This window comes from Streptomyces sp. Q2, assembly GCF_056820935.1.
The window spans coordinates 396,439-411,202 of record NZ_JBXEJE010000001.1; the positions used below are offsets into that span (position 1 = coordinate 396,439).

At 70.7% G+C, this 14,764-nt stretch carries 14 protein-coding genes; 6 read left to right on the plus strand and 8 right to left on the minus strand.

The genetic code is table 11. From position 1 onward, the window contains the following. The first annotated feature begins 34 nt into the window (after positions 1-34). The 4 genes from tilS to folE all read left to right on the plus strand — a co-directional run bounded on the left by tilS (position 35) and on the right by folE (position 4,704). Positions 35-1,087 (plus strand): tRNA lysidine(34) synthetase TilS, encoded by a 1,053-nt coding sequence (tilS, locus tag ACWBNA_RS01860; RefSeq protein ID WP_482701566.1) that lies wholly within the window; start codon positions 35-37, stop codon positions 1,085-1,087. Between the two features lie 74 nt (positions 1,088-1,161). Beyond that, complete coding sequence (hpt, locus tag ACWBNA_RS01865) at positions 1,162-1,722, plus strand: hypoxanthine phosphoribosyltransferase (protein WP_383864707.1); 561 nt, start codon at positions 1,162-1,164, stop codon at positions 1,720-1,722. A gap of 186 nt (positions 1,723-1,908) precedes the next feature. Next, positions 1,909-3,948, plus strand: coding sequence for an ATP-dependent zinc metalloprotease FtsH (gene ftsH / locus ACWBNA_RS01870; protein WP_482701568.1), 2,040 nt, complete (start codon positions 1,909-1,911; stop codon positions 3,946-3,948). Positions 3,949-4,098: 150 nt separating this feature from the next. Then, positions 4,099-4,704: a GTP cyclohydrolase I FolE gene (folE, locus tag ACWBNA_RS01875; protein WP_482701570.1), complete on the plus strand. Its 606-nt coding sequence runs from the start codon at positions 4,099-4,101 to the stop codon at positions 4,702-4,704. Positions 4,705-4,716: 12 nt separating this feature from the next. Here the strand turns inward: folE and ACWBNA_RS01880 are convergent, their stop codons facing one another. From ACWBNA_RS01880 to ACWBNA_RS01905, 6 genes are all read right to left on the minus strand, one after another. Continuing rightward, positions 4,717-5,205 (minus strand): DUF3180 domain-containing protein, encoded by a 489-nt coding sequence (locus tag ACWBNA_RS01880; RefSeq protein ID WP_482701572.1) that lies wholly within the window; start codon positions 5,203-5,205, stop codon positions 4,717-4,719. A 105-nt stretch (positions 5,206-5,310) separates the two neighbouring features. Continuing rightward, positions 5,311-5,922, minus strand: a complete 612-nt coding sequence (folK, locus tag ACWBNA_RS01885; RefSeq protein ID WP_482701574.1) for a 2-amino-4-hydroxy-6-hydroxymethyldihydropteridine diphosphokinase — start codon at positions 5,920-5,922, stop codon at positions 5,311-5,313. Further along, positions 5,919-6,278, minus strand: a complete 360-nt coding sequence (gene folB / locus ACWBNA_RS01890) for a dihydroneopterin aldolase (protein WP_217235004.1) — start codon at positions 6,276-6,278, stop codon at positions 5,919-5,921. Before folB ends, folK begins: the two co-directional genes overlap by 4 nt. A gap of 293 nt (positions 6,279-6,571) precedes the next feature. Further along, positions 6,572-7,075 (minus strand): nuclear transport factor 2 family protein, encoded by a 504-nt coding sequence (locus tag ACWBNA_RS01895; RefSeq protein WP_482701576.1) that lies wholly within the window; start codon positions 7,073-7,075, stop codon positions 6,572-6,574. Next, entirely contained in the window at positions 7,072-7,980 is a 909-nt protein-coding gene (gene folP / locus ACWBNA_RS01900; RefSeq protein WP_482701578.1) for a dihydropteroate synthase, read from the minus strand. The genes ACWBNA_RS01895 and folP overlap by 4 nt, the downstream gene beginning before the upstream one ends. 192 nt (positions 7,981-8,172) lie before the next feature. Continuing rightward, positions 8,173-9,984 carry a phosphatidylglycerol lysyltransferase domain-containing protein gene (locus ACWBNA_RS01905; protein ID WP_482701580.1) on the minus strand — a complete coding sequence of 604 codons (1,812 nt, stop codon included), beginning with the start codon at positions 9,982-9,984 and terminating at the stop codon, positions 8,173-8,175. A 188-nt stretch (positions 9,985-10,172) separates the two neighbouring features. Between ACWBNA_RS01905 and ACWBNA_RS01910 the strand changes: the two genes are divergently transcribed. Next, positions 10,173-11,300, plus strand: a complete 1,128-nt coding sequence (locus tag ACWBNA_RS01910; RefSeq protein ID WP_482701582.1) for an alpha/beta hydrolase — start codon at positions 10,173-10,175, stop codon at positions 11,298-11,300. 186 nt (positions 11,301-11,486) lie between these two features. Then, complete coding sequence (locus tag ACWBNA_RS01915; protein ID WP_482701584.1) at positions 11,487-12,818, plus strand: hypothetical protein; 1,332 nt, start codon at positions 11,487-11,489, stop codon at positions 12,816-12,818. Between the two features lie 99 nt (positions 12,819-12,917). Here the strand turns inward: ACWBNA_RS01915 and ACWBNA_RS01920 are convergent, their stop codons facing one another. Further along, on the minus strand, positions 12,918-14,255 hold the full coding sequence (locus ACWBNA_RS01920; protein ID WP_482701586.1) for a PH domain-containing protein: 1,338 nt from the start codon (positions 14,253-14,255) through the stop codon (positions 12,918-12,920). Next, complete coding sequence (locus ACWBNA_RS01925; RefSeq protein ID WP_482701587.1) at positions 14,252-14,764, minus strand: PH domain-containing protein; 513 nt, start codon at positions 14,762-14,764, stop codon at positions 14,252-14,254. Before ACWBNA_RS01925 ends, ACWBNA_RS01920 begins: the two co-directional genes overlap by 4 nt.

Below are 14,764 nucleotides of genomic sequence, written 5' to 3' on the forward strand. Positions count from 1 at the left end.
CTCACCCCCGACAATTTCATGAAGGGAACCGGACATGGGTCCCCATCCTGCGGTCGCGGCGATACGCCTGGCGGTCCGCCGCGTCCTCCACGACATCCTGACCGACCACAGCCGTACGACCGAAGAGCCCGGCGCCTCGGACGACACCCCGCACGAGCGCCTGCCGTCGCCGCTCGTGCTCGTGGCGTGCTCCGGCGGAGCCGACTCCATGGCCCTCGCCTCGGCCCTCGCCTTCGAGGCCCCCAAGCTCGGCATCCGCGCCGGCGGCGTCACCGTCGACCACGGCCTGCAGCCCGGCTCCGGCCTGCGCGCCGACGAAGTCGTCCTGCGGCTGCGTGAACTCGGCCTCGACCCGGTCGAGGCCACCGCCGTGACCGTCGGGCGCGAGGGCGGCCCCGAGGCAGCCGCCCGCGACGCCCGCTACGCCGCGCTGGACGCCGCCGCCGAACGCCATGGCGCCCTCGCCGTCCTGCTCGGCCACACCCGCGACGACCAGGCCGAAACCGTCCTGCTCGGCCTCGCCCGCGGCTCCGGCATCCGCTCCCTGTCCGGCATGGCCGCTGTGTCCGGACGGCCGGGTGCCGCCCGCCGCTACCGCCGCCCGTTCCTCCAGCTCGACCGGCAGACCGCCCGCAAGGCCTGCATGGTCCAGTCGCTGCCCGTCTGGGACGACCCCCACAACGCGGATCCGGCGTACACCCGCTCGCGGCTGCGCCACGAGGGTCTGCCCGCCCTGGAGAAGGCGCTCGGCAAAGGCGTCGTGGAAGCCCTCGCCCGTACGGCCCAGCTCTCCCGCGACGACGCCGACGCCCTGGACGCCTGGGCCGGTCAGGCCCAGGACTCCGTCCGGGACGCCGCCGGTCTCCTGGAGTGCGCCAAGCTCTACGCCCTGCCGCCCGCCGTGCGCCGCCGCGTCCTGCGCCGCGCCGCCATCGAGGCAGGCGCTCCGGCGGGCTCGCTGTTCGCCCGGCACATCGAGGAGGTCGACCGGCTGATCACCGGTTGGCGCGGCCAGGGAGCCATCAATCTCCCGGGCAAAGTCGTAGCTCAGCGGCAGGGTGGCAGACTGGTGATTCGGCAAGGCTGAATCCGGACCCCCGCCATCGGATCGCTCACGCGGCTCGTGGGCGGTCCGAACGGCCGGTGGGACGACCGAAAGTGATGCGGGTGGACGCGAACGACATGGGTGCCGACCTCAAGACGGTACTCATCACGAAGGAAGAGATCGACGCGAAGCTGGTCGATCTGGCCGCGAAGATCGACGCGGAGTACGCGGGCAAGGACCTGCTCATCGTCGGCGTCCTCAAGGGCGCGGTGATGGTCATGGCCGACCTCGCCCGGGCGCTGTCCACCCCCGTCACCATGGACTGGATGGCGGTGTCCTCGTACGGGGCGGGCACCCAGTCCTCCGGTGTGGTGCGGATCCTCAAGGACCTCGACACGGACATCAAGGGCAAGCACGTCCTCATCGTCGAGGACATCATCGACTCCGGCCTGACCCTGTCCTGGCTGATCTCCAACCTCGGCTCGCGCGAGCCCGCATCCCTCAAGGTGTGCACCCTGCTGCGCAAGCCCGAGGCCGCCAAGGTCGCCATCGACGTGGAGTGGGTCGGCTTCGACATCCCGAACGAGTTCGTCGTCGGTTACGGCCTCGACTACGCCGAGAAGTACCGCAACCTCCCGTTCGTCGGTACGCTCGCGCCCCATGTCTACGGCGGCTGAGAGCCAGACGGCCGGGGCCCCGTAAGACGATCGGGAACCTCAGCGGGTTTCGCGCCGTTGGAGCATGCAGACGGGTTAGCCAGCCCTCCCGTGCGGCTTCGGTCCACAATGCTGGGGTACCGTCAGAAGAACTGTCTTATCAAACTCACTATGGCAGGAGGGACGGGGCGTCTTCGCTCCGTATGGATGGACGTGAAGCGATACTTCCGTGGGCCGGTCATGTGGATCGTGCTGGCCGTCCTTGCCGTGGTCGTGTTGATGCAGGTCGTCGGCTCGTCCGGTGGCTACAAGACGGTGGACACCGGCCAGGTGATCCAGGCGATCAATGACAACAAGGTCGAGTCGGCCAAACTGACCACCGGCGACGAGTCGACCATCAAGGTCGAACTCAAGGACGGCGTAAAGGTCGAAGGCAGCTCGAAGATCCAGGCGAGCTACATCGGCGACCAGGGCGTGACCATCGCCGGCACGCTGCAGACCAAGTACCAGGACAAGCAGATCCCGGACGGGTACACCGTCTCGCCGACGAAGCAGAACGCCTTCGTCGGGATCCTGCTCTCCCTGCTCCCCTTCGTCCTCATCGTGGTCGTCTTCCTGTTCCTGATGAATCAGATGCAGGGTGGCGGCTCCCGGGTCATGCAATTCGGGAAGTCCAAGGCGAAGCTCATCACCAAGGACACCCCGAAGACGACGTTCTCGGACGTCGCAGGCTCGGACGAGGCCGTCGAGGAGCTCCACGAGATCAAGGAGTTCCTGCAGGAACCGGCGAAGTTCCAGGCCGTCGGGGCGAAGATCCCCAAGGGCGTACTGCTGTACGGCCCTCCCGGCACCGGCAAGACCCTGCTCGCGCGAGCTGTCGCGGGCGAGGCCGGCGTGCCGTTCTACTCGATCTCCGGTTCCGACTTCGTCGAGATGTTCGTCGGTGTCGGTGCCTCCCGAGTCCGTGACCTGTTCGAGCAGGCCAAGGCGAACGCCCCGGCGATCGTCTTCGTCGACGAGATCGACGCGGTCGGCCGCCATCGCGGTGCCGGCCTCGGCGGTGGTCACGACGAGCGCGAGCAGACGCTGAACCAGCTGCTCGTCGAGATGGACGGCTTCGACGTCAAGGGCGGTGTGATTCTCATCGCCGCGACGAACCGGCCGGACATCCTCGACCCGGCCCTTCTGCGTCCCGGCCGCTTCGACCGCCAGATCGCGGTCGACCGTCCGGACATGCAGGGCCGTCTGGAGATCCTCAAGGTTCACCAGAAGGGCAAGCCGGTCGCGCCGGACGTCGACCTGTCGGCCGTCGCCCGCCGCACCCCGGGCTTCACCGGCGCGGACCTGTCGAACGTGCTGAACGAAGCGGCGCTCCTGACGGCGCGCAGCGACAAGAAGCTCATCGACAACCACTCGCTGGACGAGGCGATCGACCGCGTCGTGGCGGGGCCGCAGAAGCGGACCCGGATCATGTCGGACAAGGAAAAGAAGATCACCGCGTACCACGAGGGCGGACATGCCCTGGTCGCGGCGGCCTCCCCGAACTCCGACCCGGTCCACAAGATCACGATCCTCTCGAGAGGCCGTGCTCTGGGCTACACGATGGTCCTGCCGGACGAGGACAAGTACTCGACCACCCGCAACGAGATGCTGGACCAGCTGGCCTACATGCTGGGCGGCCGCGCGGCCGAGGAACTGGTCTTCCACGACCCGACGACCGGCGCTGCGAACGACATCGAGAAGGCCACCGCAACGGCCCGCGCGATGGTCACGCAGTACGGCATGACCGAGCGTCTCGGCGCCATCAAGTTCGGTGGCGACAACACCGAGCCGTTCCTAGGCCGGGAGATGTCGCACCCGCGTGACTACTCGGAAGAGGTCGCCGCGCTGGTCGACGAAGAGGTCAAGAAGCTGATCGAGACGGCGCACAACGAGGCCTGGGAAATCCTGGTCGAGAACCGCGACGTCCTCGACCAGCTGGTCCTCCAGCTGCTGGAGAAGGAGACGCTGAACAAGGAGCAGATCGCCGAGATCTTCGCTCCCATCGTCAAGCGTCCCCCGCGGCCGGCCTGGACCGGCTCCTCCCGCCGTACGCCGTCCACCCGTCCGCCGGTGCTCTCCCCCAGGGAGCTCGCACTGACGAACGGTGCCAACGGCGCCACGCCGGCGATCTCCACGGCGAAGTCCACCGCGGCGGAACCCGCCCCGGTGGCCGAGCCCGCACCCGAGGACCGTCCGGAGAGCTGACTCCCCGGACACCTCGGACCCCCGGTGACCTCACCAGGCCCGGAATGGATGCCGCGCCCCCCAGGTTCTAGCCTGGGGGGCGCGGCATTTGCATGCCCGCAGTGAGGTGCGTGGCCCACACGCGCGAAAGGCACAGGAACGAGGCACCAGATGACCGACCCCGTGACGCTGGACGGCGCAGGCTCCATCGGCGATTTCGACGAGAAGCGGGCCGAGAACGCCGTACGCGAACTGCTGATCGCGGTCGGTGAGGATCCGGACCGAGAGGGCCTCAGGGAGACGCCGGCGAGGGTCGCGAGGGCGTACAAGGAGATATTCGCGGGGCTGTGGCAGCGCCCGGAGGACGTGCTGACGACGACGTTCGACATGGGGCACGACGAGATGGTGCTCGTGAAGGACATCGAGGTGTACTCGACCTGTGAGCACCATCTCGTGCCGTTCCGAGGCGTCGCCCACGTCGGATACATTCCGGCCACCACCGGCAAGATCACCGGGCTGTCCAAACTGGCGCGCCTGGTGGACGTCTACGCCCGGCGCCCGCAGGTGCAGGAACGACTCACCACGCAGATCGCGGACTCCCTGATGGAGATGCTGGAGCCGCGTGGCGTCATCGTGGTCGTGGAGTGCGAGCACATGTGCATGTCGATGCGGGGCATCCGCAAGCCCGGCGCCAAGACCCTCACGTCGGCCGTGCGCGGGCAGCTGCGGGACGCGGCGACGCGGAACGAGGCGATGAGCCTCATCATGGCCCGCTGACGGCCACCGGCGTCACGCCGCCGAGGCCGCTCCCGTGTTGTGGTCGTCATCGTCCTCCGGGAGCCTGCACACGCGCTCCAGGAAGATGGCGGCCGCTATGACGGCGATGCCCGCGAGGACCGAGAAGCCGGCGTAGATGGCCTGGTCGCGGCGGGCGGGGATGTCGAGGGACTCCAGCAGGAAGACGCCGGTGCCGCCGTACATCCCGGAGACCAGGGCGGCGACCAGGGCGCTCGCCTGACCGAAGACGACCGCGCGGGCCGCCATGAGCGGGTCGACGCCCTTGGCCTCGGGGCGGCGCTCGCGCTGGGCCTTGAGGCGGGCGCGGATGGAGAGCGCCGTTGACAGCAGGACCGCCGCGATCAGGGCGAGGACGATGGGGGCGGCCAGGGGAACGCTGGGGAGGGTCCCGACCGAGTTCCAGAGGCGGGCGCCCGCCCAGGACAGGATCCCTGCGACGGCGAAGACGCCGGCCAGCAGCCTGATGCGCAGCTCTCTCACGGTGTCCCTTCAGGTCCCCGGCCGTGGTCCCGGACGGTGGTCGTGATGACCCGTCCGGTCCGGCCGTCATGTCCGGCCGCCCCGGGGTCGTCTTGACCTTAACGGCTACTCGGGCAGCCGGAGTTCCAGGTCCTTGCGGGGTTCTACGCCGTGGCGGGTGAGGGTGTCGAGGAGGGCGGCGACCGCGCCCCGTCCGGGCAGCTGGGCCTCGGGTTCGACGTCATGCCAGGGGGCGAGCACGAAGGCGCGTTCGTGGGCGCGGGGGTGAGGCAGGGTGAGCTGCGGGTCGTCGGTGACGACATCGGCGTACGTGACGATGTCGACGTCGAGGGTGCGCGGGCCCCAGCGCTCGTCCCGCACCCGGTTGAAGGCCTCCTCGACGGCGTGCGCCCGCTCCAGGAGGGAGGACGGGGGCAGGGTCGTCTTCAGGACCACGACCGCGTTGAAGTAGGACGGCTGGCTGCCGGGCTCGACGCCCCACGGCTCCGTCTCGTACACGGGGGAGACCAGCTTGATGCGGACGCCGGGGGTGTCCTCCAGGGCGTCGATGGCGCCCTGGAGGGTCTCCAGGCGGTTGCCCAGGTTGGAGCCGAGGGAGATCACGGCCCGTTTCGGGTTGTGCAGGGTGGTGTCGGCGGCGTCGACCTTCTCGACGACGGAGGCGGGTACCGGCTGTACGGTCGGGTCGCTCTGACCCTCGGTGAAGAACGCGGTCATACTCGGCTCCGGGTGATGGTGACGGTCACGTCGTCGAAGGGGACGGTGATCGGCGCGTCCGGTTTGTGGACGGTGACCTCGACCTCCTGGACTCCTTCGTGCTTCAGACAGGCCTGGGTGATGCGCTCGGCGAGCGTCTCGATGAGGTTGACGGGCTCGCCCTCGACGACCGCCACGACCTCCTCCGCCACGATGCCGTAGTGCACGGTCTTCGCCAGGTCGTCGTCGGCGGCGGCCGGCCGGGTGTCCAGGCCCAGGACGAGGTCCACGATGAAGGTCTGCCCTTCCTCGCGCTCCTTGGGGAACACACCGTGGTGCCCGCGGGCCTTGAGGCCGCGCAGCGCGACACGATCCACGCGAATCACTCCTGCAGTCGTCGGTGACGGCCGGTTCGTACCACGTGCGGGCGGTACACCGGCCTCGAACGAATCTACCTGCGAGCACTGACAGGGCCGGGCCACGGGGGCGCGGCCGGGCCGGGTTCAGGAGGTTTCACCGTGCGTTTCCCCTGGGGAACCCGGCGGCTCACGGGCTGGTAGCCGCCCCTACCCAGGGTCCGTGATTCCAACCACTTCTTGATCCCTGCGGGCGGCCCCGGGCGGCCGGCGGGAGTTCCGGGGACTGCTTGTCCTGTGAGGCGTCTACCCGCTCAGGTGGGGGTCTCGTCGCTTTCGTCCTCGTCGTTTTCGGCCAGAACGGGAGAGGCGTGGTGGGACCAGAGCTTCCAGCCGTCGGGGGTGCGGCGGAACACGTTCGTGGCGACGACCAGCTGGCCGACGAGCGGGCCGAGTTCCTCGCCGCCCTCGGGGGCGGGGCCGCCGCTGAGGATGTTCTCCGTGCAGGTCACCAGCGCGGTGTCGCCGGTGACGGACACGTGCACGTCGGTGAGGAAGAACTGGATGTAGTCCGTGTTCGCCATGATCAGGGCGTACGACCTGAGGACCTCGCCGCGGCCGGTCAGCACGGGCCAGCCGGGGTGCACGCACGAGACCACGCCGACGTCGGCCGGATCGTGGTACTCCTCGTCGACGCCCAGGTCGGTCGGGGTCAGCCAGAGCGAGCCCAGCGCTTCGAAGTCGCCGTGTTCCAGGGCCTCGTAGAAGGACGTGTTGGCGAGTTCGACCGCTTCGACGTCGGTGTGGGGGGCGCTCACCGGTCTCCCTCTGCGCCGTTGCGCGCGGCGCGTGCGCCGTCGGCGGAGCGCGCGCTTTCCACGGCGCGCGCGACCCGTACCGCGTCCGCCGTCGCGCGCACCTCGTGCACGCGCACCGCCCATGCGCCGGCGTGCGCCGCGAGCGCGGAGACGGCGGCCGTCGCGGCGTCGCGCTCGCGTGCGGGCGGAGGAGCGCCCTCCGGTCCGGCGAGGACGCGGCCGAGGAACCGCTTGCGGGAGGCGGCCACGAGCAGCGGATGGCCGAGGCCGAGGACGCGGTCGAGGTGGGCCAGAAGGGTGAGGTCGTGTTCGGCGTCCTTGGAGAAGCCGAGGCCGGGGTCGACGACGATGCGGTCGGGGGAGATGCCGCCCGCGAGAACGGCCTCCACGCGCGCGTGGAGTTCGTCGACGACTTCGGCGACCACGTCGTCGTACACGCCCTTGACGTTGCCGCCCTCCAGGAAGCCGCGCCAGTGCATGACGACGAAGGGGGCACCGGCGGCGGCCACGGTCGGGACCATCGCGGGGTCGGCGAGGCCGCCGCTGACGTCGTTGACCAGGACCGCGCCGGCCGCGAGGGCCCGTTCGGCGACGGAGGCGCGCATGGTGTCGACGGAGACGGTGACACCCTCGGAGGCGAGGCCGCGGACGACCGGGACGACCCGCTTGAGCTCCTCGGCCTCGTCGACCCGGGTGGCGCCGGGGCGGGTGGACTCGCCGCCGACGTCGACGAGGTCGGCGCCCTCGGTGACCAGGTCGAGACCGTGCTTGACGGCGGCCGTCGTGTCGAAGAAGCGGCCACCGTCGGAGAAGGAATCCGGGGTGACGTTCACGACTCCCATGACCGCGCAGCGGCCCCATTCCGGAAGGCCCGCGACGCGCCCACGTCCGCTCTGCATGCTCATGCGTTCAGCGTAGGCCCAGGGGCGGGGCCGTAAGGTCCGAGGCCCGCCTGGCACGACGGGCGCGGGCGGACACGTACGGCCCGAGCGGCCCGAGCGGAAGCCCTCGGGCTGGAGGAGGGGATGGGGCTTCCGCTCGGGCCTGTCCTGCTGGGCGCGGTCCGTGCCGTTCGGCCTGCACCGCGGCCCGTTCCGTCACGCCGCGCGGACGTCCCGTTCGGCGACGGCGTGGGCGCACGCGCGCGGGATCGCCGGACGACGACGCAGGAAGCGCGGCAGGGGGAGGGCCAGGCTGACGAACCCCTCCGCCTGCATGGCGGCGAAGCCGATGCGGGGCAGGTCGCCGGAGGCGCGGTAGACGACGAAGCGCGGCTCCCAGCGGGGCTGGAACTTCGCGTTGAACTTGTACAGGGACTCGATCTGGAACCACCGGGAGAGGAAGACGAGCAGTCCGCGCCAGGCGCGCAGCACCGGACCCGCGCCGATCTTCTCGCCGCGCGCCAGGGCCGAGCGGAACATCGCGAAGTTCAGGGAGACGCGTTCGATGCCGAGTCTCGGTGCCGCCTGGAGTGCCGCCACGATCAGCAGTTCGTTCATGCCCGGGTCCGCCGAGCGGTCCCGCCGCATCAGGTCCAGGGACGCGCCGTCCGTGCCCCACGGCACGAAGTGGAGGATCGCCTTCAGGTCGCCGTACTGACCCGGCCGGTCGTCCGCCTTGTGGGCCGTGGCGATGAGGCAGTCGCCGTCGGCGGGGTCGCCGATGCGGCCCAGCGCCATGGAGAAGCCGCGTTCGGTGTCGGTGCCGCGCCAGTCCTCGGCGGCGCGGCGGATGCGGTCCAGCTCGGCGTCGCCGAGGTCACGGACGCGCCGTACCCGGGTCTCGTAACCGGCGCGCTCGATGCGTTTGACCATCTGGCGCACATTGCGCATCGCGCGGCCGGCGAGGGAGAAATCCGCGACGTCCACCACCGCCTCGTCGCCCAGTTCGAGAGCGTCGAGGCCGGTCTCGCGGGTCCAGACCTCGCCGCCGGTCTCGGAGCAGCCCATCACGGCGGGGGTCCAGGAGTGGGCCCGGGCCTCGTCCATGAAGCGCTCGATGGCGCCCGGCCAGGCCTCGACGTCGCCGATCGGGTCGCCGCTGGCGAGCATCACGCCGGAGACGACGCGGTAGGTGACGGCCGCCTTGCCGCTGGGGGAGAAGACGACGGCCTTGTCGCGGCGCAGCGCGAAGTGGCCGAGGGAGTCGCGGCCGCCGTGCTTGTCCAGCAGGGCCCGCAGCCGGACCTCGTCCTCCGCCGTGAGGCGCGCCGCCGGGTGCTCGGGGCGAAAGGCAAGGTAGATCGTGGTGACGGCGGTGAGCAGGCCCAGGGCGCCCAGGGAGAAGGCGACCGTCCAGGACGTGTTGCCCTGGTAGTCGACCGGGCCCTCGAAGCCGAACAGGCCGTACAGGACGTGCGCGATGCGGTCGGCGAGGCTGGGGTCGCCCACCATGCGGTTGGGGTGGGCGCTGACGATGACCAGCCCGAGGGCGAGTGAACCGGCGCCCATGAGGACGAAGTTGGCGAGCGCCCGCCACCGGCTGCGCGGGTCGGGCAGGGCCGCGAACTGGTCGCGGTGGCGCAGCAGGGGCGCGAGCAACGCGAGCGAGATGAGCACGCCCACCAGGGAGTGCCGGTACGTGAACTGCGCCACCGCTCCGGCCGGGAGCAGCACCACGGCCGCGCGCCAGGCCCGGCGCTTGTGCCGCCGCAGTCCGTGGGCGAGCAGCAGCAACAGGACGCCGGCACTGATCGAGAGCGCGGCGGCGAACGGTCCGAGCGCGCCGGGCAGCACCTCGGCCATCGTGTGCATACGGCTGTGCCTGAAGCGCGGGAAGACGCCCGCGGCGATGTCCACGAGGCCCACGAGCGCGCAGGCTCTGCCGACGAGGGCCGGGACGGCCTCGGGGCGCGGACCACTCAGGGCGCGCCGCACCCGGTGTGATCCGGTCGGAACCTCGCCCGACATTTCCTCATCTGTCCTGACAGACATCGCATCCCGTTGTTCTGCGAGAGACCTTGGATCCGGGCCCGATTCGGGCATCCGGCGACATTGCGCCCTCTAGGACGGTGTCTCAGGGGGAGAGGTTCACTCAACTCCTCAAAGCTGTCCCAAAGCCCAGGGAAAGTCCCGGGCAAGCCCTCACGAAGGAATCCATGGGTCTCACGAGCAACAAGACACTGGTGCTGGCGGTGCTCTTCGCCGTGCTGCTGTTCGTCGGCACGGTGTGGCTGTGGCCACGGCTGGCGCGGCGGAACTGGCGGGCCGTCGGCGGGCGCGTGGGCCTGCTGTTCGCCACGCAGCTGGCGCTCTTCGTGTCGGTGGGCCTCGCCGCCAACCAGGCCTTCGGTTTCTACGCCTCCTGGGCGGACCTGTTCGGGCGGGAGACCGGCCAGGGTGTGGTCGTCGACCACACCGAGGGTCTCGGGTCCGGCGGCCCTCTCCAGGTGGTCGACACGCGGAGGGTGTACGAGACGGGCGGCCTGAGACCGCAGGCCGGCGGGCAGATACAGAAGGTCGCCATCGCGGGCCGTACGACGCATATCAACTCGCCCGCGTACGTGTATCTGCCGCCGGAGTACTTCCAGCCGCAGTACCGCACGCGGACGTTTCCCGCGGCCGTCGTCCTCACCGGATATCCGGGTACGGCTCAGGCGCTGGTGAACAGACTCCACTTCCCGCGCACGGCCTGGAACCTCGCCAGGAACGGGCGTATGCAGCCGATGATCCTGGTGATGCTGCGGCCGACGGTGGCGCCGCCGCGGGACACGGAGTGCGTGGACGTGCCGGGGGGCCCGCAGACGGAGTCGTTCTTCGCCAGGGATCTGCCCGACGCCGTACGGGCCCACTACAGGGTCGGCGAAAAGCCGGGCAGCTGGGGAATCATCGGCGACTCGACGGGCGGCTACTGCGCGCTCAAGCTGGCCATGCACCATCCCGAGGTGTACGCCGCCGGGGCGGGACTGTCCCCGTACTACAACGCGCCGAGCGACCCGACCACGGGCGATCTCTTCCACGGTGACAAGGAACTGCGCGACCGCGCGAACCTGTTCTGGTTCCTCAAGCACATGCCCGCCCCCGACACTTCACTGCTCGTCACCAGCAGCAAGGCCGGCGAGGCGAACTACAAGGACACGTTGAAGTTCATCGAGCGGGTGAAGGACACCGGGCGGACGCGGATCTCCTCGATCATCCTGGAAAGCGGCGGCCACAACTTCAACACCTGGCGGCGGGAGATTCCGGCGACGCTGCAGTGGATCAGCGGACGGCTGGACGACCACTGAAAATGATCTTGCACTTCTCGGTGTCCTTGTCGTTCCTGTCTTGCCAACGTCTTGCCGACCCGTCTTGCCAATCCTGCCGAATTCTGTGGCGGATCTGATTCCTGATGACATGTGAAGGCACCGGGATGGCTGTGTTTTTACGGGCTGGGGCACCATCATTCGCCTACGCGCGGTAAGTTTCTGGCCATGCCACGTGGACGTCACCGCCATTCCCCGCCCTTGCACAGGATGCTGCCCCCGTCGGCCATCGCAGGCGTCTCACTCGTCTGTGCGCTCGGCCCCTGGGTGTTCACGGAGCAGATGGTGCTCCGTGGTCTGGCCGCGGCCGCCGCGGCGACGGCGGTCGTCGGCGCGGTCGTCATGCGTCACTGGGACACCCAGGCGGGCAAACAGGTCGCCGACCTCACGCGCGCGCGTGCGAGCGACGAGTGGCGCTTCGAGGAGCGGGTCGCCGAACTGGAGACCGACCTCGACGAGTCGCGCGAACTGCGCGTCAAGCTGGAGCAGCGGCTGCGGGCCAAGCGCGCCGAACTCGCGGGGCTGCGCAACGAACACGCGGCCCTGCTGCGGCGGTACGCCACGGCGGAGACCGAGCGCGCGAGCGCCCTGGAGGGCCGTCGCCTGCTCGAGATAGAGGCGTCCGGTCCGACCCGTGAGCTGCTGCCGGCGCAGGCCGTGCCGGTGGCCGAGGCGGGGGCCGTGGCTGCCCCGGCCGACAAGGAGACCGACGAGACCGACGGGGCAGCCGAGGCCGTACCGGCGGCGGAAGCGGAGACCGAGGCTCCGGCGATCTTCTCGCCCGAGGGGTCCAAGCTGTTCCTGCGGGCGAAGGGGGCGCTGGCGCGTCTCGTCGAGAAGGGCGACGTCGACGGCGCGGCGGTCCAGGCGGAGCCGACGAGCGAGCCCGAGGACGTCACGAAGACCGAGCCCGAGGACGTCACGAAGACCGAGCCGAAGAGTGAGTCGAAGAGCGAGCCGAAGAGCGAGCTCAAGAACGTCACGAAGGCCGGCTTCAAGGACGCCGTGAAGGACGAGCCGGCGAAGGCCGGTTCGGCCGGGGAGACGGCCGCCGAGGCATCCGACGGCACCGAGGCGGAGGCCGCGCAGGAGGACGAGGTGCGGGGGAAGCCCGTGGCGGTCGACGAGCATGAGCGCGCGGCCGCCATCCCGACGGTGAAGACCGCCCAGCCGGGCCGGCAGCCCTCCGGACACTTCGTCGCGCCGACCGCGGTGGCGGTCGCACCGGCGACGCCCGCGCGACGCCCGCTGGTGGAGGGCGGCTTCGACTTCTTCGGCATGGAGAAGGGGGCGGCCCCGGCGGCTCTTGCCGCCGTCCAGAACGAGGACCTCGCCGACGTCGTCGGCCAGGAGGCGCTCGCCCTGCACAAGGCCGAGTCCGAGGCGGAGTTCAAGCCTGCGGACGAGGAGTCCCGTGGCGTCGGCCAGGTCATCGACCTGACGGCCCACGACGAGACCGAGCAGATCGACGTACAGGGGCTGCGGAGCGCGGTCTCGTGACGTCCGCCGTGTCGTGACGCCCGCCGTGTCGTGACGTCCGCGGTCCGCGGTCTCGTGACGTCCGTACGGTCGGTCTCCAACGTCCGTGCGCAGACAGGCCTAGGACGCCATCCAGCGGTCCGGTCGTGCGACCTTGCGTCCCGTCCGTGACCGCTCGGCCTGCCCCCGCAGCAGCTCGGCAGCCTCCTGAGCGTCCCTCAGCCGGGCCGTGACCGTCTTGCTGGCCCCCGTGTCCACGTGGACGTCGGCGACGCGCCACACGCGCTGCCAGGGCCCTTGCGCGAGCCGTACGCTCTGCACCTTCGCGTGCGGGACGAGCGACAGGCTGCGCCGCAGCAGGCCGTGCCGGGCCGCGAACACCGCGTCGGTGACGGCGAGTCCGTAGCCGCGCCACCACCACGGCACGCACCGGGCGGCCCGCCGCGGTGGACGGGACAGCGCCGACAGGGGTGGCACGGTCACGCCGGGCAGCACGCGCGCGACGACCGACTCGGCGACCTCCCGCGGGGCGACCGGCACCAGTACGGAGTTGGACGACCCGGCCACGTCCAGCTCCACCCGCACCCAGCCGCGCCGCCGCCACAGCAACGGCTCCACGATCCTCACGGTCTGTACGCGCCCCGGAGGCACCGTCTCGTGCGTGCGGTCCAGTAGCCCGTGGTCGATCCGCAGACCGTCCGGCGACTCGCCCACCGTCCAGTCGTACTCGCCGACGAACCGCCCCACGCTGCTCGCGCCCGCCGCGCCCAGCAGCGGCAGCGCGGTCGCGAGGACCGTCCACACGCTGTGGGTGGCCGGCCACAGCACCGACGGTACGACGAGCGCGGCGACCAGCGTGCCCCAGGTCGCGCCGGTCAGCACCAGCGAGACGGCGAGGACGCCCGGCGGCACGCGGAGCAGCTCGCGGGAGGGCGCCTCGCCGACCTCATGCGCCGTCTCGGGCGCGAAACCGGCGGCGCGGGCGAGGAGTTCGGCGCGCAGCGCCCGCGCCTCGCCCTCGCCCAGGAAGGCGAGCTCGTCCTTCTTGTCCGCGCCCACCACGTCGAGTTTGAGTTTCGCGACCCCCGCCACCCGCGCCAGCAGCGGCTGGGTGACGTCGACCGCCTGGATGCGTTCGAGCCGGATGTGCGCGGCGCGCCTGAACAGCAGGCCGGTACGGATGCGCAGTTCGGTGTCCGTCACCGCGAAGTGAGTGAACCACCAGGTCAGAAAGCCGTAGAGGGCGGCGGCCGGCACGAACACGGCGAGCCCGATCAGCAGCGTGGTCGTGGTCAGCCTCGTCAGCTGCGCCTGTGCCTGACTGGGGTCGTGCACCGCCCACCCGATGATCACGGCGATCGGTGCCCAGGCCCGCCTGAACGGGGTCACGGGGTGCAGCCGCCGCTCGGTGACCGGCGGCCTCTCGCGTATGGCGTCGGGCACGCCCGGCGCCGTCACAGGCCCGCCGATCGGGCCTCGCCGAGTTCGGTGAGCCGGTCGCGCAGCCGTTCCGCCTCGTCCGGGTCGAGGCCCGGGATGGTCGCGTCGGTGGCCGCGGCCGCGGTGTGCAGCTGCACGCTGGCCAGCCCGAAGTGGCGTTCGACGGGCCCGGAGGTGACCTCGACCAGTTGCATCCGCCCGTACGGCACGACGGTCTCCTCCTGCCAGAGCACGCCCCGGCTGATCAGCAGGTCGTCGGCGCGCTCGGCGTAGCGCCAGGAACGCCAGTTGCGGCCGAGCATCACCCAGCCCCACGCCGTCAGTGCCAGCGGCAACAGCGCGAAGAAGGCCCAGGCCGGGCCAACGAGCAGGCCGAGCATCAGGCCGAGTCCCACAGCCAGCAGCCCCAGCCACACCACCAGCAACAGCCGCCGCATTCGCAGCAGCCCCGGTGGCAGTCCGGTCCACACCGGCTCGTCTGCCGTGGTGCCCTTGGTCCCCGTGTCCGCCGTGCTCCCCGTCTCCAT